The organism is Aminobacter sp. NyZ550 (genome assembly GCF_025628925.2).
Classification (GTDB): domain Bacteria; phylum Pseudomonadota; class Alphaproteobacteria; order Rhizobiales; family Rhizobiaceae; genus Aminobacter; species Aminobacter ciceronei.
In genome coordinates, this window is sequence record NZ_CP114190.1 from 435,813 (window position 1) to 456,067 (window position 20,255).

The 20,255-nt window shown below is 64.6% G+C and carries 19 protein-coding genes; 15 read left to right on the forward strand and 4 right to left on the reverse strand.

The window, feature by feature from the left end; genetic code table 11:
• Positions 1-16 precede the first annotated feature (16 nt).
• From N7E70_RS02185 to N7E70_RS02215, 7 genes are all read left to right on the forward strand, one after another.
• Positions 17-1,516 (forward strand): sugar ABC transporter ATP-binding protein, encoded by a 1,500-nt coding sequence (locus N7E70_RS02185; protein ID WP_263005417.1) that lies wholly within the window; start codon positions 17-19, stop codon positions 1,514-1,516.
• Positions 1,516-2,502, forward strand: coding sequence for an ABC transporter permease (locus tag N7E70_RS02190; protein WP_442866488.1), 987 nt, complete (start codon positions 1,516-1,518; stop codon positions 2,500-2,502). The genes N7E70_RS02185 and N7E70_RS02190 overlap by 1 nt, the downstream gene beginning before the upstream one ends.
• Positions 2,499-3,488 carry an ABC transporter permease gene (locus tag N7E70_RS02195; RefSeq protein WP_067955302.1) on the forward strand — a complete coding sequence of 330 codons (990 nt, stop codon included), beginning with the start codon at positions 2,499-2,501 and terminating at the stop codon, positions 3,486-3,488. Before N7E70_RS02190 ends, N7E70_RS02195 begins: the two co-directional genes overlap by 4 nt.
• Positions 3,485-4,501: a LacI family DNA-binding transcriptional regulator gene (locus N7E70_RS02200; protein WP_263005419.1), complete on the forward strand. Its 1,017-nt coding sequence runs from the start codon at positions 3,485-3,487 to the stop codon at positions 4,499-4,501. Before N7E70_RS02195 ends, N7E70_RS02200 begins: the two co-directional genes overlap by 4 nt.
• Before the next feature lie 21 nt (positions 4,502-4,522).
• Entirely contained in the window at positions 4,523-5,767 is a 1,245-nt protein-coding gene (locus N7E70_RS02205) for a Gfo/Idh/MocA family protein (protein WP_067955306.1), read from the forward strand.
• Positions 5,768-5,827: 60 nt separating this feature from the next.
• Positions 5,828-6,733 carry a carbohydrate kinase family protein gene (locus N7E70_RS02210; RefSeq protein WP_154385893.1) on the forward strand — a complete coding sequence of 302 codons (906 nt, stop codon included), beginning with the start codon at positions 5,828-5,830 and terminating at the stop codon, positions 6,731-6,733.
• Positions 6,734-6,947: 214 nt separating this feature from the next.
• Positions 6,948-7,823, forward strand: coding sequence for a DUF2189 domain-containing protein (locus N7E70_RS02215; protein ID WP_067955308.1), 876 nt, complete (start codon positions 6,948-6,950; stop codon positions 7,821-7,823).
• A gap of 115 nt (positions 7,824-7,938) precedes the next feature.
• On the opposite strand, the gene N7E70_RS02220 is transcribed toward N7E70_RS02215, so the two are convergent.
• Both N7E70_RS02220 and N7E70_RS02225 read right to left on the reverse strand, forming a co-directional pair.
• Complete coding sequence (locus N7E70_RS02220; protein WP_067955310.1) at positions 7,939-9,228, reverse strand: RNA polymerase sigma factor; 1,290 nt, start codon at positions 9,226-9,228, stop codon at positions 7,939-7,941.
• The gene (locus tag N7E70_RS02225) at positions 9,225-9,599 is read right to left on the reverse strand and encodes a YciI family protein (RefSeq protein WP_067955311.1); all 375 of its coding nucleotides are present in this window, start codon (positions 9,597-9,599) and stop codon (positions 9,225-9,227) included. Before N7E70_RS02225 ends, N7E70_RS02220 begins: the two co-directional genes overlap by 4 nt.
• Before the next feature lie 188 nt (positions 9,600-9,787).
• On the opposite strand from N7E70_RS02225, the gene N7E70_RS02230 reads away from it, so the two are divergent.
• Complete coding sequence (locus tag N7E70_RS02230; protein ID WP_067965823.1) at positions 9,788-11,062, forward strand: 4-aminobutyrate--2-oxoglutarate transaminase; 1,275 nt, start codon at positions 9,788-9,790, stop codon at positions 11,060-11,062.
• A 60-nt stretch (positions 11,063-11,122) separates the two neighbouring features.
• On the opposite strand, the gene N7E70_RS02235 is transcribed toward N7E70_RS02230, so the two are convergent.
• Positions 11,123-11,746 (reverse strand): TetR/AcrR family transcriptional regulator, encoded by a 624-nt coding sequence (locus N7E70_RS02235; protein WP_312870997.1) that lies wholly within the window; start codon positions 11,744-11,746, stop codon positions 11,123-11,125.
• Between the two features lie 66 nt (positions 11,747-11,812).
• On the opposite strand from N7E70_RS02235, the gene N7E70_RS02240 reads away from it, so the two are divergent.
• Positions 11,813-12,358: a DinB family protein gene (locus tag N7E70_RS02240; protein WP_067955315.1), complete on the forward strand. Its 546-nt coding sequence runs from the start codon at positions 11,813-11,815 to the stop codon at positions 12,356-12,358.
• A 54-nt stretch (positions 12,359-12,412) separates the two neighbouring features.
• On the opposite strand, the gene N7E70_RS02245 is transcribed toward N7E70_RS02240, so the two are convergent.
• Positions 12,413-13,645: an NAD(P)/FAD-dependent oxidoreductase gene (locus N7E70_RS02245; protein WP_067955317.1), complete on the reverse strand. Its 1,233-nt coding sequence runs from the start codon at positions 13,643-13,645 to the stop codon at positions 12,413-12,415.
• Positions 13,646-14,275: 630 nt separating this feature from the next.
• Here N7E70_RS02245 and N7E70_RS02250 point away from each other — a divergent pair.
• From N7E70_RS02250 to N7E70_RS02275, 6 genes are all read left to right on the forward strand, one after another.
• A complete protein-coding gene (locus tag N7E70_RS02250; protein ID WP_067955320.1) occupies positions 14,276-15,580 on the forward strand; it encodes an imelysin family protein in 1,305 nt (434 codons plus the stop codon).
• A gap of 78 nt (positions 15,581-15,658) precedes the next feature.
• The gene (locus N7E70_RS02255; RefSeq protein ID WP_083948303.1) at positions 15,659-15,970 is read left to right on the forward strand and encodes a (2Fe-2S)-binding protein; all 312 of its coding nucleotides are present in this window, start codon (positions 15,659-15,661) and stop codon (positions 15,968-15,970) included.
• The gene (gene bfr / locus N7E70_RS02260) at positions 15,936-16,421 is read left to right on the forward strand and encodes a bacterioferritin (RefSeq protein ID WP_154385891.1); all 486 of its coding nucleotides are present in this window, start codon (positions 15,936-15,938) and stop codon (positions 16,419-16,421) included. Before N7E70_RS02255 ends, bfr begins: the two co-directional genes overlap by 35 nt.
• A gap of 11 nt (positions 16,422-16,432) precedes the next feature.
• Complete coding sequence (locus N7E70_RS02265) at positions 16,433-18,043, forward strand: di-heme oxidoreductase family protein (protein ID WP_182575585.1); 1,611 nt, start codon at positions 16,433-16,435, stop codon at positions 18,041-18,043.
• Positions 18,043-19,122, forward strand: a complete 1,080-nt coding sequence (locus N7E70_RS02270; protein ID WP_067955324.1) for an imelysin family protein — start codon at positions 18,043-18,045, stop codon at positions 19,120-19,122. The genes N7E70_RS02265 and N7E70_RS02270 overlap by 1 nt, the downstream gene beginning before the upstream one ends.
• Positions 19,123-19,134: 12 nt before the next feature.
• Positions 19,135-20,244, forward strand: a complete 1,110-nt coding sequence (locus N7E70_RS02275; RefSeq protein WP_263005420.1) for a DUF1513 domain-containing protein — start codon at positions 19,135-19,137, stop codon at positions 20,242-20,244.
• Positions 20,245-20,255 lie beyond the last annotated feature (11 nt).

Consider the following 20,255-nt stretch of genomic DNA (forward strand, 5'->3'; position numbering starts at 1 on the left):
CCGGGAAGCCACCACCATGTCGAAACTCATCATGCGCGGCGTAAGCAAGGCTTACGGCGCTACCTTGGCCTTGCGCCGCGGCGACCTAACGGTCGAGGCAGGCGAAGTGCATGTGCTGATCGGCTCGAACGGTTCGGGCAAGAGCACCTTGTGCAAGGTGCTGGCCGGCAGCGTGCGGCCGGACGGCGGCGAGATCCTGATCGACAACAAGCCGGTCACCATCACCGGCCCGCATTCCGCACGCGCATCAGGCATCGGCATCTTCTACCAGGAGCTCAGCCTGGCCGGACATCGGACGGTTGCAGAAAACATCTGCCTGCCCGACATACCGGGCGGCATCTTCGTCGACCGCGCAGCCCTGGAGAGCCGGGCACAGCGTTACATCGCTTTGTTCGACACCGTTTCCGGCGAGGGCTTCTCGGCCGAGGCAGTGGTCGAGAACCTGCGCGCCGACCAGCGCCAATTGGTCGAGATCATGAAGGCGCTGGCGACCGAAGCCCCCATCACCATCTTCGACGAACCGACATCGGCACTCGACCGGGCCCAGGTCGACCGCTTCTTCGACATCCTGCGCGACCTCAAGGCCGCGGGCCGCAGCATCATCTTCATCTCGCACCGCATGGATGAGATCTTCGCCATCGGTGACCGCGTCACCGTCATCCGCGACGGCGAGACGGTCGGCACCAAGAACATCGCCGACACCAATCCCGGCGAGGTCATCAGGCTGATGGTCGGCGGCCAGGACGAGCTGGCGCCCGGCGCCAGCGCACCGCCGGCCGAGGCCGCCGATCGCAAGGCACCGGTGCTGACGGTCTCCCGTTTCTTCGGCAAGGGTTTCGCCAATGTCGGCTTCGAGGTCGCCAAAGGTGAGATTCTTGGTTTCGGCGGCCTGCATGGCCAGGGCCAGTCGGCGGTGCTGCGCGCCATCTTCGGCGCCACTCCCTCGAATGGCGGCACGCTCACATTGGCGGGTTCGACTTTTGCGCCATCTGACCCACGCGCGGCGATCCGACGCGGCCTCGCCTATGTCTCCGGCGACCGCAGCCGCGACGGCGTGATCCAGGGCCGGCCGATCCTCGAAAACGTCACGCCGATCCATTATCTCCGCCAGAAGCTGTTCCTCGCCCGACCCTCGGCATTGGCCGAGCGGGTCAAGCCGGCGCTCGAGGCGCTGCACACCAAATTTGCCGGGCTCGGCTACCCGATCAATTCGCTGTCGGGCGGCAACCAGCAGAAGATCGTCATCGCCCGTTGGCTGATCGACCGGCCCGACGTGCTGTTGCTCGATGATCCGACCAAGGGTATCGACCTGTCGGCTAAGGCAGATCTGTTCGCGCTGATCCGCCAGCTCGCCGCCGAGGGCATGGGCATCGTGCTCTATTCCTCGGAGGATGCCGAGCTGCTCAACAATGCCGACCGCATCCTCGTCTTCAACGGCGGTGCGGTGCGCCGCGAACTCACCGGCGCCGACAGAACGCGCTACAATCTCTACCAGGCAGCTTACGAGGCCGCGTGATGACAGCCGCGTCCCTTCCCTCCAGCAAGCCGGGCGGATTGAAGCGCCTCGTCGAGCGCCATCCGTTCCTGCCGGCGCTGGTCATCGCCATCGTCTTGCTTGCGCTCAACGGCCTCTACCAGCCGCGCAGCGTAAGCTTTGCCGGCATCACCGGCCTGACCAAGACCTATCTGGCGCTGATGATGCTCGCCATCGCCCAGACCTATGTCGTCTATGCCGGCGACATCGACCTGTCGGCAGGCGCCATCGTCTCTTTGGTCAATGTCGTCATCGTGGTGACGATGGAGAAGCTGGGCGGCAGCGGCTTCTCGGTGGTTGCAGCGCTCGGCATCGGGCTCTTCGTTGGCCTCGCCTGTGGCATTATCAATGGCATCGTGGTTGCGGCGCTCCGGCTGCAGCCGATCGTCGCCACCTTCGCCACCTCGATCTTCTTCACCGGGCTGGCGCTCTACGTCATGCCGGTGGCCGGCACGCCGGCGCCCGCCGCCTTCTGGCGTACCTATGGCGGACGCTTCTTTGAGATTCCGTTTGTCTATTTCGCCGTGGCTCTGCTGGCGATCGTGCTCTACGTGCTTGCCCGCACAAGGCTCGCAACGCAGTTGCTCGCGGTCGGCGACGATGCGCAGGCTGCCTATCAGAGCGGCCTGCCGGTGACGAAGATCCGCGTCCAGGGCTACGCGCTCTGCGGCCTGTTTGCGGCGCTCGCCGCCTTCTGTATCACCGGCGACACGGCCAGCGGCGACCCACTTGTCGGCGGCAAGATGACCTTGTTCTCTGTGGCGGCGGTGGTGCTAGGCGGCAGCGCGCTGTCGGGCGGTTTCGGCACCGTCGTCGGCTCGATCATCGGTGCGCTGATCATCGGGCTGATCAACTCGCTGGTGTTCTTCGTCGGCACGCCGTCGGAATGGCAGAACCTGGTCCAGGGCCTCGCCATTCTCGTCGCCCTGATGGCGGGCATCCTTGTCGGACGGAGGGCACGCGCATGACCGCAGCAACCCAAACGCCAGCGGCAGCCCCCTCGCCGGTGCTGACCTTCCTCAAGCAGCCGCTGGTCGTGGCGCTGACCCTCATCGCCGCGCTCTTGCTGCTCGGCGAGGCGCTGTCGCCCGGCTTCGCCTCGGGTCAGCAGATCCTGCGCCTGCTCATCGTCGCCGCCCTGCTCGGCATCGTCGCCGCCGGCCAGAACCTGGTCATCCTTGGCGGCCGCGAAGGCATCGACCTGTCGGTCGGCGGCGTCGTCTCGCTCAGCGCCATCATCGGCGGCAATCTGATGAACGGTGCGGATAGCGGCATCCTGCCGGCGATCCTCGGCTGCATCGCCGCGGGTGCAGTGATCGGCCTGTTCAACGGCCTCGGCGTGACGCTGCTGCGCATCCCGCCGCTGGTCATGACGCTCGGCATGCTCGGCGTGCTGCAAGGTCTTCTCGTCGTCATCCGCAACGGCATCCCCTCGGGACGCGCCGCGCCCGGTCTGTCGCAGTTCGTCACCCAGCCTTTCCTCTTCGGCCTGCCCGGTATCATCTGGCTGTGGGTGGCGATCGGCCTGCTGATGGCCTTCATGCTCGGCCGCACCGTGTTCGGCCACCGTATCTACGCCATCGGCTCGAACGAGCAGGCGGCCTTCATGGCCGGCGTCCCGGTGAAGCGCACCCGCATCGCCCTGTTCATGCTGTCGGGCGCCTTCGCCGCGGTCGCCGGCATGTGCCTGATCGGCTATTCCGGCTCGTCCTTCGCCAATGTCGGCGAGCAGTACATGCTGCCTTCGATCATTGCGGTGGTGTTCGGCGGCACACCGCTGTCGGGCGGCAAGGGCGGCTACACGGGCACGATGGCGGGCGCCGTGCTGCTGGTCGTTCTCCAGAGCATACTGACGACAGTGCATATCGATGAATCCGGGCGGCAGATGGTGTTCGGCGCGACCTTGCTGATCCTGATGCTCTTCTACGGCCGTGGCAGGGCGATGCGCGCATGAACGAGCGACCCAAGATCAAGGACATCGCCGAGCGGCTGGGCGTTTCCGCAGCCACCGTGTCGCGCGCGCTTTCCGACAGCGGCCTCGTCGCCGAGCCGACGCTGAGCCGCATTCGCGAGATGGCGCGCGAGATGAATTACCGGCCCAATGTCAGCGCCCGCAACCTGCGCACGCAGAAGGCGATGGCGGTGCTGATGGTGGTACGCGACGTGGGCAACCCGTTCTACCTCGAGATCCTCAAGGGTGTCGAAGCGACCGCCCGCGCCGCCGGCTATTCGGTACTGATGGGCAACACCGAAAACGACTCCGACCGCGAAATCGAGTATTTCGACATGCTGCGCGACGGCCATGCCGACGGCATGATCCTGATGACCGGCAAGCTGCCCCGGCGCGAGGGTTTTGTCGCCTCGGTCGAAGGCGGCGCGCCGATCGTGGTGGCGCTGGAGGAGATCCAGGACGCCGGCTTCCCGCATGTGATGATCGACAACGCGGCGGCCGCCCGCAACGCCGTCGAGCATCTGATCGGCCTTGGCCACAGGCGCATTGCCCATGTCTCCGGCCCGGTGCCGGAGATCATGAGCGTCGACCGCCGCGACGGCTATCGCGCCGCAATGCAGGCCGCAGGCCTCGCCATCCCGGACGGCTACGAGCAGCGCGGCGACTATCTGCTGCACACCGGCCAGCGCCTGTGCCGGGCGCTGTTCGAACTGCCCGAGCCGCCAACGGCGATCTTCGTCGCCAACGACGAAATGGCCTTCGGCGTGATCCACGAATTGCGCAAGCTCGGCCTCGACGTGCCCGGCCAGGTCTCGGTCGTCGGCTTCGACGACCTGTTCCTGAGCGAAGCCTTCTATCCGCCGCTGACGACAGTCAGCCAGCCGCGCACCGACATCGGCCGCGCCGCCATGACCATGCTGCTCGACCTGCTGTCGGGCGGTGCCACGCCGCGCAAGCCGGTGATGCTGCCGACAACGCTCAAGGTCCGCGGCACCACGGCGCCGGCGCCGAAATGATTTCAGTCTAGGGGACCTCACATGACCGGATTGCCCAAACAGCGGCTGCGCGTCGGCTTCGTCGGAAGCGGCTTCATCGCGGAATTCCACCTCAAGGGCATGCTCGGCGTGCGCAATGTCGATGTCACCGGCGTGTTCAGCCGCAAGGCCGAGAACCGCGCCCGCTTCGCCAGCCGCGTTGCCGAACTCGGCTTGGGCGACTGCACCAGCCACGACAGCCTGGAATCGCTCGTCAACGCCGACAATGTCGACGCGATCTGGATCCTGTCGCCCAACTACACCCGCCTCGACGTGATGCGCACATTGCATGCCGAGGTGAAGGCCGGCCGCAGCAAGGTGATTGCGGTTGCCTGCGAAAAGCCGCTGGCGCGGACCATCGCCGAGGCGCGCGAGATGCTGCGCCTGGCTGAGGACGCCGGCCTCAATCACGGCTATCTTGAAAATCAGGTGTTCTGCACGCCGGTCATCCGCGGCAAGGACATTATCTGGCGCCGCGCCGCCTCGGCCACCGGTCGGCCCTATCTGGCACGCGCGGCCGAAGAGCATTCCGGTCCGCACGAGCCGTGGTTCTGGCAGGGCGACAAGCAGGGCGGCGGCGTGCTGTCCGACATGATGTGCCACAGTGTCGAGGTCGCCCGCCATCTGCTGACCAAGCCGGGTGCCCCGCGCAAGTCGCTGACCATCAAGCAGGTGAGCGGCACCGTCGCCAATCTCAAATGGACGCGACCCAACTATGCCGACCAGCTGCGCAAGCGCTTCGGCAGCGAGGTGGACTACCGCAACCGCCCGTCCGAAGATTTCGCCCGCGGCACCATCCTGCTCGAGGACGAGGACGGCAACGAGCTGGTGATCGAGGCGACGACCTCCTGGGCCTATGTCGGTGCCGGCCTGCGGATCCAGCTCGAACTGCTCGGGCCGGAATATGCGATGGAGTTCAACTCGCTCAACACCGGCCTCAAGATATTCATGTCGCGGGAGGTCAAGGGCGAAGAAGGCGAGGACCTTGTCGAGAAGCAGAATGCCGAACAGGGTCTGATGCCGGTGCTGGAAGACGAAGCGGGCGTCTATGGCTACACCGACGAGAACCGACACATGGTCGAGTGCTTCCGCAAGGGCGAGACGCCGATGGAAACCTTCCATGACGGGCTCGCCGTGGTCGAGATCCTGATGGGGCTCTACCGCTCGGCGGAGATTTCCGGTTCGGTCAGCTTCCCGGCTCCGGAACTCGAAAACTATGTCCCGGTCGTGGCCCGCATTGGTGCCTGACCAGACCATTCGGCGGCCGGGCCATGTGTGTGGCCGCTCTCTTGCATCACAGGCCATCCCATGACCGTTCCGCCGCTGCTGGTTCTCGGCAATGTCAATGTCGACCTCGTGCTCGGCGAGGTCGACGGCTGGCCTGCCGTCGGCACCGAAGTGATGGTCGACCGCTCGGAGATGCGGCCGGGCGGCTCGGCCGGCAACACCGCGCTGGCGCTGTCAGGCATGCAGGTCGCACACCGCATGATCGCCTCGGTCGGCAACGACTCGAACGGCGCGTGGCTGAGCGGCCAGTTCGACCAGCCATCGACCGAATGGATCGTCGAACCCTGCGAGACGACGCTCACCGTCGGCATCGTCCACAAGGGTGGCGACCGAGTGTTTTTCACCACGCCCGGACATTTGCAGCGCGCCAGCCTCGACGACCTTATTGAACGCCTGCCCGGGGCGCCAGGCGAAAACGCCTTCGCGTTGATCTCGGGCGGCTTCCTGATGCCCGCCATCGAGGCAGGCACCATCAAGCTTCTGGCGGCGCTTGCGGCCAGAGGCTGGCGCACGGCGATCGATCCGGGCTGGCCACCCGCCGGCTGGAGCGCGACCAACATGCAGCGTCTGGGCGAATGGATTGCCGCTGCCGACGTGTCGCTGATCAATGCCGAGGAAGCCAAGGGGCTTGCCGGCATGGACGATCTCGAAGGCGCGGCCGAGCTTCTGGCCGGGCGTATCGGCCCTTCGCATACGCTCGTCATCAAGGACGGAGCCGAAGGCGCGCATGCCTATGCCGACGGGGCACATTTCCACGCCGCATCGCCGAAGGTCCAGGTGATCGACACCGTCGGCGCCGGCGACACCTTCAACGCTGCCTTCCTCGCGGCGCTCGCCAAGGGCCGGACGCTTGCCGAAGCTCTGGCGCGCGGCACCGACATCGCCGCGCGGGCGATCTCGACCTTTCCGCGCCGCTATTGCAGCTGACGCCAGAACGCCTCCACGCACTCTGCCTGGACCGCTTCGGCGGCGGGCAAAGCCACCTTGTTCGATGACCTTTGCGTGAGCCATCAGCTGCACGGTCGCGCAGGGTCGTCAAATCTCTCGAAGCACGCTATGATTTGTCCAGGTGAAGGTCGCGGTTTGGCGTGACCACTCATGCCAAGCGCAGGCCGCGACCCACCCCAACGGAGGAGTGGTCATGGCAAGTTTCCATGTGTACGCAGGCGCCACCAATACGATCGAGCATCCCGCCATCCGGCGGATAACGGTCGCTGATGTGTTCGACGCGCTGCGACGTGGCTTGGACGACTTTTGGGACAAGCCGTCGCATTACGTTTTCCTGTGCCTGATCTACCCGATCGTCGGGGTGTTCCTGATCACATGGACGTCGGGCGGCAACGCCCTGCAGCTCATTTTCCCGCTGATGTCCGGCTTTGCCTTACTGGGTCCCTTCTTCGGCATCGGCCTCTACGAGATCAGCCGAAGGCGTGAGCAGGGCCTCGACACATCCTGGAGGCATGCCTTCGATGTCAGGCATTCGCCGGCCATCCCGGCAATGGTGGCCATCGGCATCATGCTGCTCGCGCTGTTCGTCGCCTGGCTTTTTGTCGCGCAGGCGCTCTACAGCTGGCTTTACGGAGCCGACGCCCCGCTGTCGATGGCAGCGTTCTTCAGCGATCTCTTCACCACCCAGCGCGGCTGGACGCTGATTCTCCTCGGCAATCTGATCGGCTTCCTGTTCGCCCTGGTCGTGCTCTGCACCACCGTCGTCGCCTTTCCGCTGCTGCTCGACGCCGATGTCGGTGCCTATGCCGCGATCGAGACGTCGGCACGGGCGGTGCGGGACAATCCAGTGCCAATGCTTCTGTGGGGCCTGATCGTCGCCGTCGCGCTGCTGATCGGGTCGCTGCCGTTCCTGGCTGGCCTCGCCGTCGTCATTCCGGTGCTCGGTCATGCGACCTGGCACCTCTATCGCAAGGTCGTGGACGTTCCGGCCGACAAGAAGACGCCGCTGCCTCCGTCTCCCGAGCAGGGGGAAGACAGGCACTTCCCGTACTGGCTGCGCGGGTCTTAGCCGAATCTGACGCAACCTTCTCCCCGTAACGGGGGAGAAGGTTGTCTGCTGTGATGGGCTGAGGGTGCTGGCGCGCGGCATCGACATCGCCGCGTGGATACTTGGACCCGCGCGACTAATGCAGCTGACGGCTTGGCGCCTTGGCCTTCGGCTTCGCTGCCGGCGACGGCACTGAGAGCCGATCGAGATGCATGCGGATGTGGGCGGCTTCAGCTGCGGTGTTGGCCAGTGCGATCGCCCTGTCGAAGGCTTCGCGCGCTTCGTCGGTGCGGCCGAGCTGCATCAGCAACCCACCCCTCACACCGAAGAAGTGGAAGTAGCCCGACAGCTTCGGCGCCAGCGGCTCGATCAGCTTCAGCGCCGCCTCAGGTCCGCGCAGCTTGGCAAAAGCAACCGCGCGATTGAGCGTGACGACAGGCGACGGCGTCATCGATTCCAGCACCGAATAAAGCAGGTCGATCTCGGCCCAGTCGGTATCCTCGGGCCGGGCGGCGCGGGCATGGAGTGCTGCGATCGCCGACTGGATCTGGTAGGGGCCGGGTCGACGGTGGCGCATCGCCTTGTCGATCAACGCCAGGCCTTCGTCGATCAGCGCCTTGTTCCACAGCGTGCGGTCCTGATCCTCCATCAGCACGAGCTCGCCCTCGGCATTGAAGCGGGCGGCAGCGCGGGCATGCTGGAGCAAAAGCAGCGCGGTCAGGCCCATCACCTCGGGCTCGGTCTGGAACAGGCGCAGCAACAGCCGCGCCAGCCTGATCGCTTCCTCGCACAGCGGCGCGCGGTTGGCGATCTCGGTGGCACCGGCGGAATAGCCTTCGTTGAAGACGAGATAGACCATGGCAAGTACGGCCGCGACGCGCTCCGAGCGCTCCGCCGGGCCAGGCGCCTCGAACGGCACGTCGGCATTGGCGATGCGCGCCTTGGCGCGGGTGATGCGTTGTTCCATGGCGCTTTCGCCGACGAGGAAGGCGCGGGCGATCTGCTTGACCGACAGGCCGGAAACGATGCGCAGGGCGAGCGCCACCTGCTGCGTCGCCGGCAGATCGGGATGGCAGCAGATGAACAGCAGGCGCAGGATGTCGTCGCGATAGTGCTGGCCGTCGAGCCGTTCGGCGATGTCGGCCTCGGCGTCCTCGAGGTCGGACACCAGCTCTTCGGCCGGCAGCGGCGCCTGCTTGCTCTGGCGGCGGGCAGCATCGATGCCGGAATTGCGGCCGACGAAGATCAGCCAGGCGGCCGGATCACGCGGCGGTCCCTTCTCCGGCCATGTGCGCAAGGCGCGCAGGCAGGCCTCCTGGAACGCTTCTTCCGCCGTGTCGAGGTTGCGGAAATAGCGAAGCAAGGCTGCCACGGCCTGCGGCCGGGCGGAAGAAAGTGCCGTGTTGATCCAGGCCGGGTCGGTCATGCTGCCTCTTTTCCGGGGAAAAATGCGCCTATCGGGCGCAGTTCGTAAGAGCCGCCGCCAGGATTGGCTTCCGCCAGGTCCTTGGCCACGGCCACGGCGTCGTCGAGCGTCTCGCAATCGACGACGTAGAAACCGAGGAACTGCTCCTTGGTTTCGGCAAAGGGCCCGTCGATGATCAATGGTTCGTCCTTGGTCTTGCGCAGGGTGGTGGCAGCCGTCGTCGGCATCAGCCGGGCCACCGGCCCCAGCCTGCCCTGGTCGCGCAGCTTGCCGGTGACCACCTGCAGGCGCGCCATCACCTCGTCGTCCTGCTCCTTGGACCAGGCGCAGACGACGTCTTCGTTGTTGTAGCAAAGGATGGCGTAGAGCATCTTTTCAGTTCCTTCATGACTAGGACGCGCGAGAATGTGCAATTCCGACAAGGCGTCGGCAACTTTTTTTGCCGTCGGCGAGGACCAATGCCTGCGATCACCGTGACGGCTTGTGAAAAACCGGGAGAGGTGCAGATATGACGCCGGTTTGGCGCCTGCAAGGTGCCGGCGAGGTTGGAGGATCACCGATGAAAAACGCCGAAATTTCACAGCGCAAGATGCAGACCATTGCCCGCGGCGTCGGCATGACGACGCAGGTCTATGCCGACCGCGCCGAGAACTCCGAGATCTGGGATGTCGAAGGCCGCCGCTACATCGACTTCTCTTCCGGCATCGCCGTCGTCAACACCGGCCATCGCCACCCGCGCGTCATCGAGGCGGTCAAGGCACAGCTCGACCGCTTCACCCATACCTGCCATCAGGTCGTGCCCTATGAAAGCTATGTCAGGCTCGGCGAAAGGCTGAACGCGATCGCGCCGATGAAGGGCGACAAGCGCACGATCTTCGTCACGACAGGCGCCGAAGCCGTCGAGAACGCCGTCAAGATCGCCCGCAACGCCACCGGCCGCCAGGCCGTCATCGCCTTTGCCGGCGGCTTCCACGGCCGCACATTCATGGGCATGGCGCTGACCGGAAAGGTGCAGCCCTACAAGGCAGGCTTCGGCGCCATGCCGGCCGATGTGTTCCATGCGCCCTTCCCGGTGCCGCTGCATGGCGTCACCACGGCCGATGCGCTGGCGGCGCTCGACCGGCTGTTCAAGGCAGATGTCGACCCGGCGCGGGTGGCGGCCATCATCATCGAGCCGGTGCAGGGCGAAGGCGGCTTCTACGAGGTGCCGCGCGACTTCATGACGGCGCTGCGCAAGATCTGCGACCAGCACGGCATGCTCTTGATCGCCGACGAGGTTCAGACCGGCTTTGCGCGCACCGGCAAGATGTTCGCCATGGACCATCATGACGTCGCGCCCGACCTGATGACGATGGCGAAAAGCCTCGCCGGTGGCTTCCCGCTGGCCGCCGTCACCGGCCGCGCCGAACTGATGGACGCGCCCAATCCCGGCGGCCTCGGCGGCACCTATGGCGGCAGCCCGATCGGTGTCGCGGCAGCACACGCCGTGCTCGACGTCATCGAGGACGAAAAACTCTGCGACCGCGCCAATCAGCTCGGCGCGCGGCTCAAGCAGCGGCTGGAATCCTTGCGCGACGACGTGCCGGAGATATCAGACATCCGCGGTCTCGGCTTCATGAATGCTGTCGAGTTCAACGACGCAAAGACCAAGCTGCCCTCGGCCGACTTCGCCAACGCCGTCAGGCTCAAGGCGCTCGACAAGGGCCTGATCCTGCTCACCTGCGGCGTCCACGGCAACGTCATCCGTTTCCTCGCGCCAATCACCATCCAGGACGACGTCCTGACCGAGGCGCTCGATATTCTGGAGGCGTCGATCCGGGAAGTGCGGACATAAGCTGCTTGCCGATGCAAAAGGTCTCCTCCGGCATCACATGAATGGTGCCGGAGCCGCCGTTCAGTCCGCAACTGTGAGATAGGCCCGCACCAGCCGGATCAGCTCTTGTTTCAGCTCCTCGGAGCCGAGCAAGCCGCGACGGGCGGCGTTGTGAACCACGCCGTCCATCAGGTCGGAAAGGACCATGCCGGCAACCCGCTCATTCGCCCCCGATCGCGAGGTCCGATAAGCGGCGACAGCGGCGGTGTAGTGACCGAGATACTCGGCTTCGAAAGCACTGTTGGGATCCCTCATGCTCTCGGAGCTCTGAGCCTCGTCGAGAAGCTTGCGATGCAGCCCCGGATTGATGCTGTGCGCCGCGAACATGTCGCGCACGAGATCCTCGGCAAATTGCTCGACAGCCTTTCCCTCGCGCAGCGACCCGCGCATGACGGCAAGGCAATCGTCGAGATGGCGGCGCCGAATGGCCTCGACCAGCGACTGCTTGTCGGGAAAATACTGGTAGAGCGATCCGATGCTCACACCCGCCAGTTCGGCAACCTTGTTGGTGCTGAAGTCGTCCCAGCCCTTCTCGCCCAGAATGTGAGCCCCGGCCTCGATGATCGCCTCGACGGTCGCTTGCGAACGGCCCTGCCGCGGCAGCTTGCGCATCGGGGAGTTCGATTTCGCAATGCGAGTAGACACTTGGGCTGCTCCGGACGATCATCAGGACGTTACTCACATTTGCACACAGACAAAAGGAGCCTCGCGATGAGCGGTCTTCTGCACACCTTGTTCGGCTATCACACCTGGGCCAATGCAGATCTGTTCGGCAAGCTCGAAGAACTCGACCCGGAGCGGCAGGGGGCGGAGCTGGCCAGGGCGTTGCGGCTGATCAGCCATTACCATGTCGTCGCCCGGATTTTTGCCGCGCATCTGAGCGGCGAGACGCACCGTTACACCTCGGACAATGTCGCGCAAACACCGGCCCTTGCGGACTTGCGGTCGGCCGTCACTGACTCGGACCGGTGGTATCTCGACTATGTCGCGCATGTACCATCAGGCCGACTGACCGAGCGGTTGGCATTCATGTTCACCGACGGCGACAAGGGATACATGTCGCGGGAAGAAATGCTGGGCCATGTCATCCTGCACGGCGGCTATCACCGCGGCGAGGTCGGCCGCATCCTGTCGCAGCTGTCCATCATGCCGCCATGGGATACGCTCGCCGTCTATCTCCACCAGACGGAACCGGCGCGCCGCCTGCAAGGCAGCCAAGCACCGACATCCGCCACAACAGCAGCAGTCTCAGGCTAGCGCGGGTCCTCAAATCCACGGGTCGATTGGCTTGCCAGCGGGGTTCTCGAGCGATTACCCCGCCGGCAGCGCCGCCAGTGCAGCCTTGAGCGCCTCGGCCCCACCCGCCACCTGCTCCGTCGTCGGCGAGAAGCCGAGGCCGAGCATCTTGCGGCCGAGCATGTGGTCGGCGGGACGATTGACGGATTCGATGGCGACAAGGCGGTCGCCGATGAAATGGAACACCGAGAAGCGGTTCTCGGCCGGATCGCCCGACAGGATCTGGCGGTCGCTGCCGGCGGTCAGGCCAACCATCTGCAACTTCATGTCGCCAATGTCGGACCAGAACCACGGTACGGCGACGTAGTCACCGGGATGGCCAAGAACCGTGCGGGCGGCGAGCTTGGCCTGGTCAGTGGCGTTCTGCACCGATTCCAGGCGCACGTCGCTGCCGGTCTGCCAATGGCGGTAGCTGGCGTTGTCGCCGATGGCGAGAATGTTCTCGACCGAGCTGCGCATGGCCGTGTCGATGCGGATGCCGTTGGCGATCGCCAGCCCCGCCGTCTCGGCCAGTTCGACATTGGGCACGACGCCGATGCCTGTTATCACCATCTTCGCCGGCAGATGCTCGCCGGAAGAGGTCAGCACGCTCGCGACATGGCCGTCCTCACCTTCGATGCGCTCGATGGTGGTCTTGAGCAGGATGCGGACACCCGATGCCGTCAGGCGCTGGCGCACATGTTCGGCGATCAGGGGTGCCACGGCGCGGCCGAGCAGGCGGTCGAGCGCCTCGATCACCGTCACCTTGCGGCCGCCGGCGGCGAGCGTGGCGGCGATCTCCAGGCCGATGAAGCCTCCGCCGATGACGACGACTTCCTCGCAGGCAGCGCTCTGCTCGCGGATCAGCCGGGCATCGGCCACAGAGCGAAGCGACAGCACGCCTGCAAGATGGGCCCCCGGCAGCGGCAGCAAGCGCGGGCGCGAACCCGTGGCAAGGATCAGCTGGTCATAGGCAAGGTCACCGCCGCCGGCGAGTTCGAGCCGGCGCGCCGCGGCATCGATGCGTTCGACCAGGGTTCCGGGCCGGAAGTCGATGGTGTGGCCGGTGTAAAACACCTCGCCGCGCAAGGGCTGCGGTTGGGCGGCAGCATCCTTGATGAAGGTCTTGGACAGCGGCGGCTTGTGGTAGGGCAGCTCCTTCTCGTCGCCGAGCAGAATGACCGGCCCGTCGTAGCCCTCCTCGCGAAGGCTGGCTGCAGCCTGCACGCCGGCATGGCCGGCCCCGACAATCACCACACCGTTCTTCATGCTCGCCTCTGCAACACCGGAAACCTCTACCGAAATGACCGCTAGGGGCTCCCGCCGCAAGGGGTCATGACGTGATTTCATGGCCGACAGGCAGGATTTCATATCGTACAGGCGGGCCAGATAGTGCCAGGCGTGGCCCCCTGATCATCCCGCGTCGTGGCGCTACCTGATGTCGCAGCGGGTGCCGGGTGCTGCTCGGCAGGTCCCGCGCCATGTCTCGACAAATCAACAGCTTGGCCTCAAGAAGCTCTGCAAAAAACTGGACAGAAACAGTTTAGAATCATTCCAAACTATTGATACCGCTACGCTTTTAGCCGAAATTGCGTTGACTTTTGATGGCGCTCGGCTTTTATGAAGTCGTGCTTTACAGCGCCTGTCTTTGATGTCTGGGCCTTTAACCCTTTCGATTGGAGCTATCTGGGTGCCTGCCTTCGTCGAACCGCGCCATGGCGCGGCTGTTTGCAGCTTGGTCGCGCTGCGCCCTATCAGGGCCTCGAACCACGCGCATATCCGAGGCCGGATCGCCCCTGAGCTTTCTTTCGATGCCATGCCGCCGATCCAGCAAGAAATGCTGACGGCACACGATTTCCAGGCGCTTGCCGGCGCCAACTGGTTCACTGAGGAGAGACCATGCCTGCATCCATCTCGCGCAACCGTCACTACGGCAGGCTCGCCGCCATTGCCGCGACGACCGCGCTGACCGCCGCGATCTTCGTGCTGCCGGCCAAGGCCGCAACCGACGCCAAGGCCGTTCTCACCACCTATTCCGACATTGCGCTTGCCAAATACGAAGACTCGCTGACATCAGCCAAGGCACTCGACACAGCCATCGAAGCGCTGATCGCCAAGCCGTCGGACGAGACGCTGAAGGCAGCGCGCGAAGCCTGGAAGGCTGCCCGCATCCCCTACCAGCAGACGGAAGTCTACCGCTTCGGCAACGCGATCGTCGACGACTGGGAAGGCCGCGTCAACGCATGGCCGCTGGATGAAGGCCTGATCGACTATGTCGACAAGGGCTATGGCACCGAGTCCGACGAGAACTCGCTCTACACCGCCAACGTCATCGCCAACCCGTCGATCGAGATCAACGGCCAGAAGGTCGATGCCTCCAAGATCACGCCCGAGTTGCTGGCCGGCACGCTGCAGGAAGCCGGTGGCATCGAGGCCAACGTCGCCAGCGGCTATCATGCCATCGAGTTCCTGCTCTGGGGCCAGGATTTGAACGGCACCGGACCCGGCGCCGGCAACCGTCCCTACACCGACTATGACACCGCCAATTGCACCGGCGGTAACTGCGACCGCCGCGGCCAGTATCTGAACGCCGCTTCCGACCTGCTCGTCGCCGATCTCGAGGAGATGGTCGGCAACTGGAAGGCCGACGGCGCGGCCCGCAAGGCGCTTCTCGACGGCGACGCCAAGGCTGGCATTTCGACCATCCTGACCGGCATGGGCTCGTTGTCCTACGGCGAATTGGCCGGCGAACGCATGAAGCTCGGCCTTTTGCTCCACGATCCGGAAGAGGAGCATGACTGCTTCTCCGACAACACCCATATCTCGCATCTCTATGACGCCGTCGGCATCCGCAACGCCTATCACGGCAGCTACAAGCGCATCGACGGCTCGACCGTCGAGGGCCCGTCGGTCTCCGACATGGTCAAGGAAGCGGACGCAGGGCTCGACACCGAGCTCAGCGGCAAGCTCGACACCACGGTCGCCAAGATGGAAGCGATCCAGGCCCGCGCCGTCGGCGGCGAGGCCTATGACCAGCAGATCGGCGAAGGCAACACCGAAGGCAACGCCACGGTGCAGGCGGCCATCGACGCGCTGGTCGACCAGACCAAGTCGATCGAGCGCGCGGTTGCCGCGCTCAAGCTCGACGCCATCGCATTCGAAGGTTCGGACAGCCTGGATTCGCCTGACAAGGTCTTCCAGTGAGGGCTTGCCGCGCCTAAGTTTCTCTAGCCAAACGGCGCGCCAAAGGGAGCGCGCCGTCAGCCACGGTCGTTCGAAACCATGCTTATCTGCCATTGCAATCTGATTACCCAAAAGGAGATCGAAGACACAATCGTCGAGCTTTTGGATCGGGACCCGTGGACACTGATCGTGCCCGCGAAGGTCTATCATACGCTGCAGAAGCGCGGACGTTGTTGCGGCTGCTTCCCAAATGTGGTCGAAACGATAATTCGGATTACCGAAGCTTATCATGCTCGTTCGGAATCGGGCGAGGTGGATGTCGTTTCACACCTGGACCGCGTCAGAGAGTTGCGCGTTCAATTTGGGAGCAAGGCAAATGAAGGGCGAAAAACAGGTCATCGAGCGGCTTAACGAGGCGCTTTTCCTCGAGCTCGGCGCCGTCAACCAGTATTGGGTGCATTACCGCCTGCTTGAAGACTGGGGTTACGGCAAGCTCGCCAAGAAAGAGCGTGAGGAATCGATCGAGGAGATGCACCACGCCGACAAGCTGATCGCGCGCATCATCTTCCTCGAAGGTCATCCCAACCTGCAGTCCATCTCGCCGCTGCGTATCGGCCAGAACCTCAAGGAAGTGCTCGAGAGCGATCTCGCCGGAGAGTATGACGCCCGCACTTCCTACAAAAAATCCCGGGATATCTGCTCGCAGCATGGCGACTACGTATCGATGAAGCTCTTCGAGGAACTGCTCGCCGATGAGGAAGGTCACATCGACTTCCTCGAGACGCAGTTGCAGTTGCTCGCCGAGATCGGCGACGAGAAGTACGGCCAGCTCAACGCCGAACCAGCTGACAAGGCCGAATAGGACATGCCGGAATGCGGCGCACTTTTCTGACCACGCGCCGCGCACGTACCGGCAAGTTTCCCGACGACAAGATAAAACGACAGCGGAGCGCGACAGCGCTTCGCCTCCTGCTGTTGGCCGGCCTGATAGCGGCCCTGCCGGCAACGGTGGTGATTTCAGGCGAAGCGGTCCCCGCCGGCCTGGCCACCGAACGCACCGACCTCGATCCCAAGGACAAGGCGCGCGTCGACAACATCGTCCGGCCGACCACCGACTTCAGCAAACCCGAACAGTTCGAGCGCATGCAGGGCGGAGCCGGTACTTCGGAAAAGCGCGTCAACCAGGATGCGTTCTCGCAATCCTCGGCCAACATCACCTTCGAGGAAGAAGGCACCTTCAAGCTCGGCAACGGCATGTTCCGCAAGCTATGGGTGTCGTCGCCGTCGTCGACCCAGGCCTCCGACGGGCTGGGGCCGCTGTTCAACGCCCGCGCCTGCCAGAGCTGCCACCTCAAGGACGGCCGCGGCCATCCGCCGGAAGGCAATTCCGACGCCACCTCAATGTTCCTGAGGCTCGCCCGCACGGCAGAAACGGCAGAAGAAAATGCCGCGATCGTCGAGCGCAAGGTGCTGAACTTCCCCGATCCCACCTATGGCGGCCAGTTCCAGGATCTTGCCGTGCCCGGCCTCAAGAGCGAAGGCCGGATGGTGATTTCCTACCAGCAGTTTCCGGTCCAGCTTTCCGACACCATGACGACGCTGCGCTGGCCGATCTATTCGGTGACCGACCTCGGCTATGGTGCGATGGACCCGAAGACGACATTGTCGCCACGCATCACGCCGCCGATGATCGGCCTGGGCCTCGTCGAGCAGATCCATCCCGCCGACATCCTTGCCAATGCCGATCCCGACGACAAGGACGGCGACGGCATTTCGGGCAAGGCCTCCATCGTGCGCGACCACAAATCAGGCGAGCTGACGCTCGGCCGCTTCGGCTGGAAGGCGTCGGCGCCGTCGATCCGCCAGCAATCGGCCGATGCCTTTGCCGGCGACATCGGCATCTCGACGCCCGACGTGCCCAGGCACTGGGGCGACTGCACCGACGCCCAGACGGCGTGTCTCGAGAAGCCCAATGGCGTGCAGGAGCGGCTCGGCAGCAGCGAAGCCCCCGACCCGATCATGGATCTGGTCACCTTCTATTCGCAGAACCTGGCCGTCCCGGCTCGGCGCGACATCGACGACCGCCAAGTGCTGCGCGGCAAGCAGATGTTCTACGAGGCCGGCTGCGCGTCCTGCCACATGCCGAAATTCGTCACGCGCCGCGATGCGCCCAACAAGGCGCAGAAATTCCAGCTGATCTGGCCCTATTCCGACTTCCTGCTGCACGACATGGGCGACGAACTCGGCGACGGCCAGCAGGTCGGCGACGCCAGCGGCAACGAATGGCGCACGCCGCCGCTGTGGGGCATCGGCCTGACCAAGACGGTCAACGGCCATACCTTCTTCCTGCACGATGGTCGGGCCCGCAATCTGGCCGAGGCGATCCTTTGGCATGGTGGCGAAGGCCAGAAGTCACGAGACCACTTTGCCGCGCTGCCGCCGCAGGACCGCGATGCGTTGATCAAGTTCCTGGAGTCGCTGTGATGGCTGGACGTCCCCTGGCTGCTGTCCTCGCTTTTTGCCTGTTCGTGCCGTCGACCGCCGCTTACGCCAGCGAGGCGTCGGCCAAGGTGATCACTGACGCCATCGACGGTTTCATCCGCCCGGCCTATGGCCGGCTGGTCGGCACGACTGCCGATCTCAGTAAGTCTATGGTTACGCTTTGTGCAAAACCGTCTTCCGACACGCTTGCTGCAGCGCGCGCGGCATTCGCCAGAACCACGGCGACCTGGTCGGAGATCGAGATCATCCGCTTCGGACCAATCACCGAGCAGAACCGGCTGGAGCGCCTGCTGTTCTGGCCAGACCGCAAGGGAACCGGGCTGAAGCAGGTGCAGTCGGCCCTTGCCGACAAGGATGCCACCGCCACCGACGCAGCCACTCTCGGCCAGAAGAGCGTTGCCATGCAGGGGCTCGGCGCGTTGGAATTCGTGCTGTTCGGCACCGCCGCCGATGAGCTTTCCGGCACCTCGGCCGCCTATCGCTGCGCCTATGGCCAGGCGATATCAGGCAACATCGGGGCCATTGCCGCCGAGGTCGACGCCGCATGGCGCGACGACAAGGGTTTTGCCAGCCAGTGGAAGAACCCGGGTGCTGCCAATCCGCTCTACCGCGACGACACCGAAGCGCTGACCGAACTGCTCGAAGTCTATGTCAACGGGCTCGAGCTGGTGCGCGACGTGCGCCTCAATGGCTTTTTCGGCAAGAATGCCGCGTCCGACAAGCCGAAGCAGGCGCTTTATTGGCGCTCTCAAGGCACGGGCGCCTCGCTTGCCGGCAACATCGCGGGCATGGAAGCGCTTTTCGCCGCTTCGAAATTCGGCGAGCTGGTGCCGGCCGACGAGCGCTGGGTTGCCGAGTCGATCGGCTTCGAATTCGCCAATGCACAGGCAGCGGCGGCTGCGGTCACCGGCCCGATCGATGCGGCCCTTGCCGACCCCGCCAAACGCGAGAAGCTCGGCTATTTCGCGCTGGTGACGTCGAGCCTGTCGGAGCAGTTCGGCACCAGGCTTTCCGGGGCCCTCGGACTGACTGCCGGTTTCTCGTCGCTCGACGGCGACTGAAGAGCCAGGACAATGCGCACACCGCTGTTCGACCGTCGCGATTTCCTCAAGGCAGCTGGAGCAGGCTTCGTGCTTTCGCTCAGCCCCGCCAGGCGCGCACTGGCACTCGAAACCGACGCAATGTTCGCCACAGCTTACCAGTCCAGGACCGGCGAGTATGGCGTGGCGATCCTGTCGGAGGCCGGCAAGATCCTGCACAGCGTCACCCTGCCAGAGCGCGGACACGACGTGACATTCGATCCCGTCTCGCGCAAGTCGGTGGTGTTTGCGCGCCAGCCCGGCACCTTCATGCTGATGTTCGACCACACCGGCAAAGACACGCCGCTGACCATCCCGAGCATCGCCGGCCGCCACTATTACGGCCATGGCGTATTCTCGCCCGATGGCGCGCTGCTCTACGTCACCGAAAACGACTTCGACAACGCCGCCGGCATGGTCGGCGTCTATGACGCGCGCGACGGCTTCCGCCGCCTCAGCGAATTCCCGACCCATGGCGTCGGCCCGCATGAGCTGATCCTGCTTGGCGACGGGCGCACGCTCGCCATCTGCAATGGCGGCATCGAGACCCATCCGGATTTCGGCCGCGCCAAGCTCAACATTCCCACCATGAGGCCGTCCTTCGTGCTTGTCGACCGCGTCTCGGGCGATCTGATCGAGAAACACGAACTGCCGGAAAAGCTTCACCAACTGTCGATCCGGCATATGGACATCGACGCCCACGGCACCGTCTGGTTCGGCTGCCAGCACGAGGGGCCGGCAACGGAAAAGCCACTGTTGATCGGCCGAGCCGCGCGCGGCAAGGAGCTGGAAATGCTTGACATGCCCGAGGACATCCTCGGCGGTTTCCGCAACTATATCGGCTCGGTCGCGGCCAATCGCGACGCCGGGCTGATCGCCGTCTCTTCGCCGCAAGGCAACGCCTGGGCAATGATCGAGGCCAAGACGGGCAAGGTCGTGGCCAATGCCGATCTGGTCGAGGTTTGCGGGTTGGCGCCGGACCGCGATGGTTTCCTCGCCACCACGGGCGCCGGCCTTGTCGTCGATCCCGACGGCAAAAAGACCGACGATCCCGAGCATGTCTGGGACAACCACATGCTGCGGATCGATCCGCGAAATACGTAAGTCTTTACTTA

Coding starts and splice junctions, on each gene's coding strand:
- N7E70_RS02215 (WP_067955308.1), top strand. CDS start 6,948: ATGGCAAGTTTCCATGTGTACGCAGGCGCCACCAATACGATCGAGCAT.
- N7E70_RS02220 (WP_067955310.1), bottom strand. CDS start 9,228: ATGACCGACCCGGCCTGGATCAACACGGCACTTTCTTCCGCCCGGCCG.
- N7E70_RS02200 (WP_263005419.1), top strand. CDS start 3,485: ATGAACGAGCGACCCAAGATCAAGGACATCGCCGAGCGGCTGGGCGTT.
- N7E70_RS02185 (WP_263005417.1), top strand. CDS start 17: ATGTCGAAACTCATCATGCGCGGCGTAAGCAAGGCTTACGGCGCTACC.
- N7E70_RS02275 (WP_263005420.1), top strand. CDS start 19,135: ATGCGCACACCGCTGTTCGACCGTCGCGATTTCCTCAAGGCAGCTGGA.
- N7E70_RS02225 (WP_067955311.1), bottom strand. CDS start 9,599: ATGCTCTACGCCATCCTTTGCTACAACAACGAAGACGTCGTCTGCGCC.
- N7E70_RS02255 (WP_083948303.1), top strand. CDS start 15,659: ATGCTTATCTGCCATTGCAATCTGATTACCCAAAAGGAGATCGAAGAC.
- N7E70_RS02240 (WP_067955315.1), top strand. CDS start 11,813: ATGAGCGGTCTTCTGCACACCTTGTTCGGCTATCACACCTGGGCCAAT.
- N7E70_RS02265 (WP_182575585.1), top strand. CDS start 16,433: ATGCGGCGCACTTTTCTGACCACGCGCCGCGCACGTACCGGCAAGTTT.
- N7E70_RS02245 (WP_067955317.1), bottom strand. CDS start 13,645: ATGAAGAACGGTGTGGTGATTGTCGGGGCCGGCCATGCCGGCGTGCAG.
- N7E70_RS02210 (WP_154385893.1), top strand. CDS start 5,828: ATGACCGTTCCGCCGCTGCTGGTTCTCGGCAATGTCAATGTCGACCTC.
- N7E70_RS02195 (WP_067955302.1), top strand. CDS start 2,499: ATGACCGCAGCAACCCAAACGCCAGCGGCAGCCCCCTCGCCGGTGCTG.
- N7E70_RS02230 (WP_067965823.1), top strand. CDS start 9,788: ATGAAAAACGCCGAAATTTCACAGCGCAAGATGCAGACCATTGCCCGC.
- N7E70_RS02270 (WP_067955324.1), top strand. CDS start 18,043: ATGGCTGGACGTCCCCTGGCTGCTGTCCTCGCTTTTTGCCTGTTCGTG.
- N7E70_RS02205 (WP_067955306.1), top strand. CDS start 4,523: ATGACCGGATTGCCCAAACAGCGGCTGCGCGTCGGCTTCGTCGGAAGC.
- N7E70_RS02250 (WP_067955320.1), top strand. CDS start 14,276: ATGCCTGCATCCATCTCGCGCAACCGTCACTACGGCAGGCTCGCCGCC.
- bfr (WP_154385891.1), top strand. CDS start 15,936: ATGAAGGGCGAAAAACAGGTCATCGAGCGGCTTAACGAGGCGCTTTTC.
- N7E70_RS02190 (WP_442866488.1), top strand. CDS start 1,516: ATGACAGCCGCGTCCCTTCCCTCCAGCAAGCCGGGCGGATTGAAGCGC.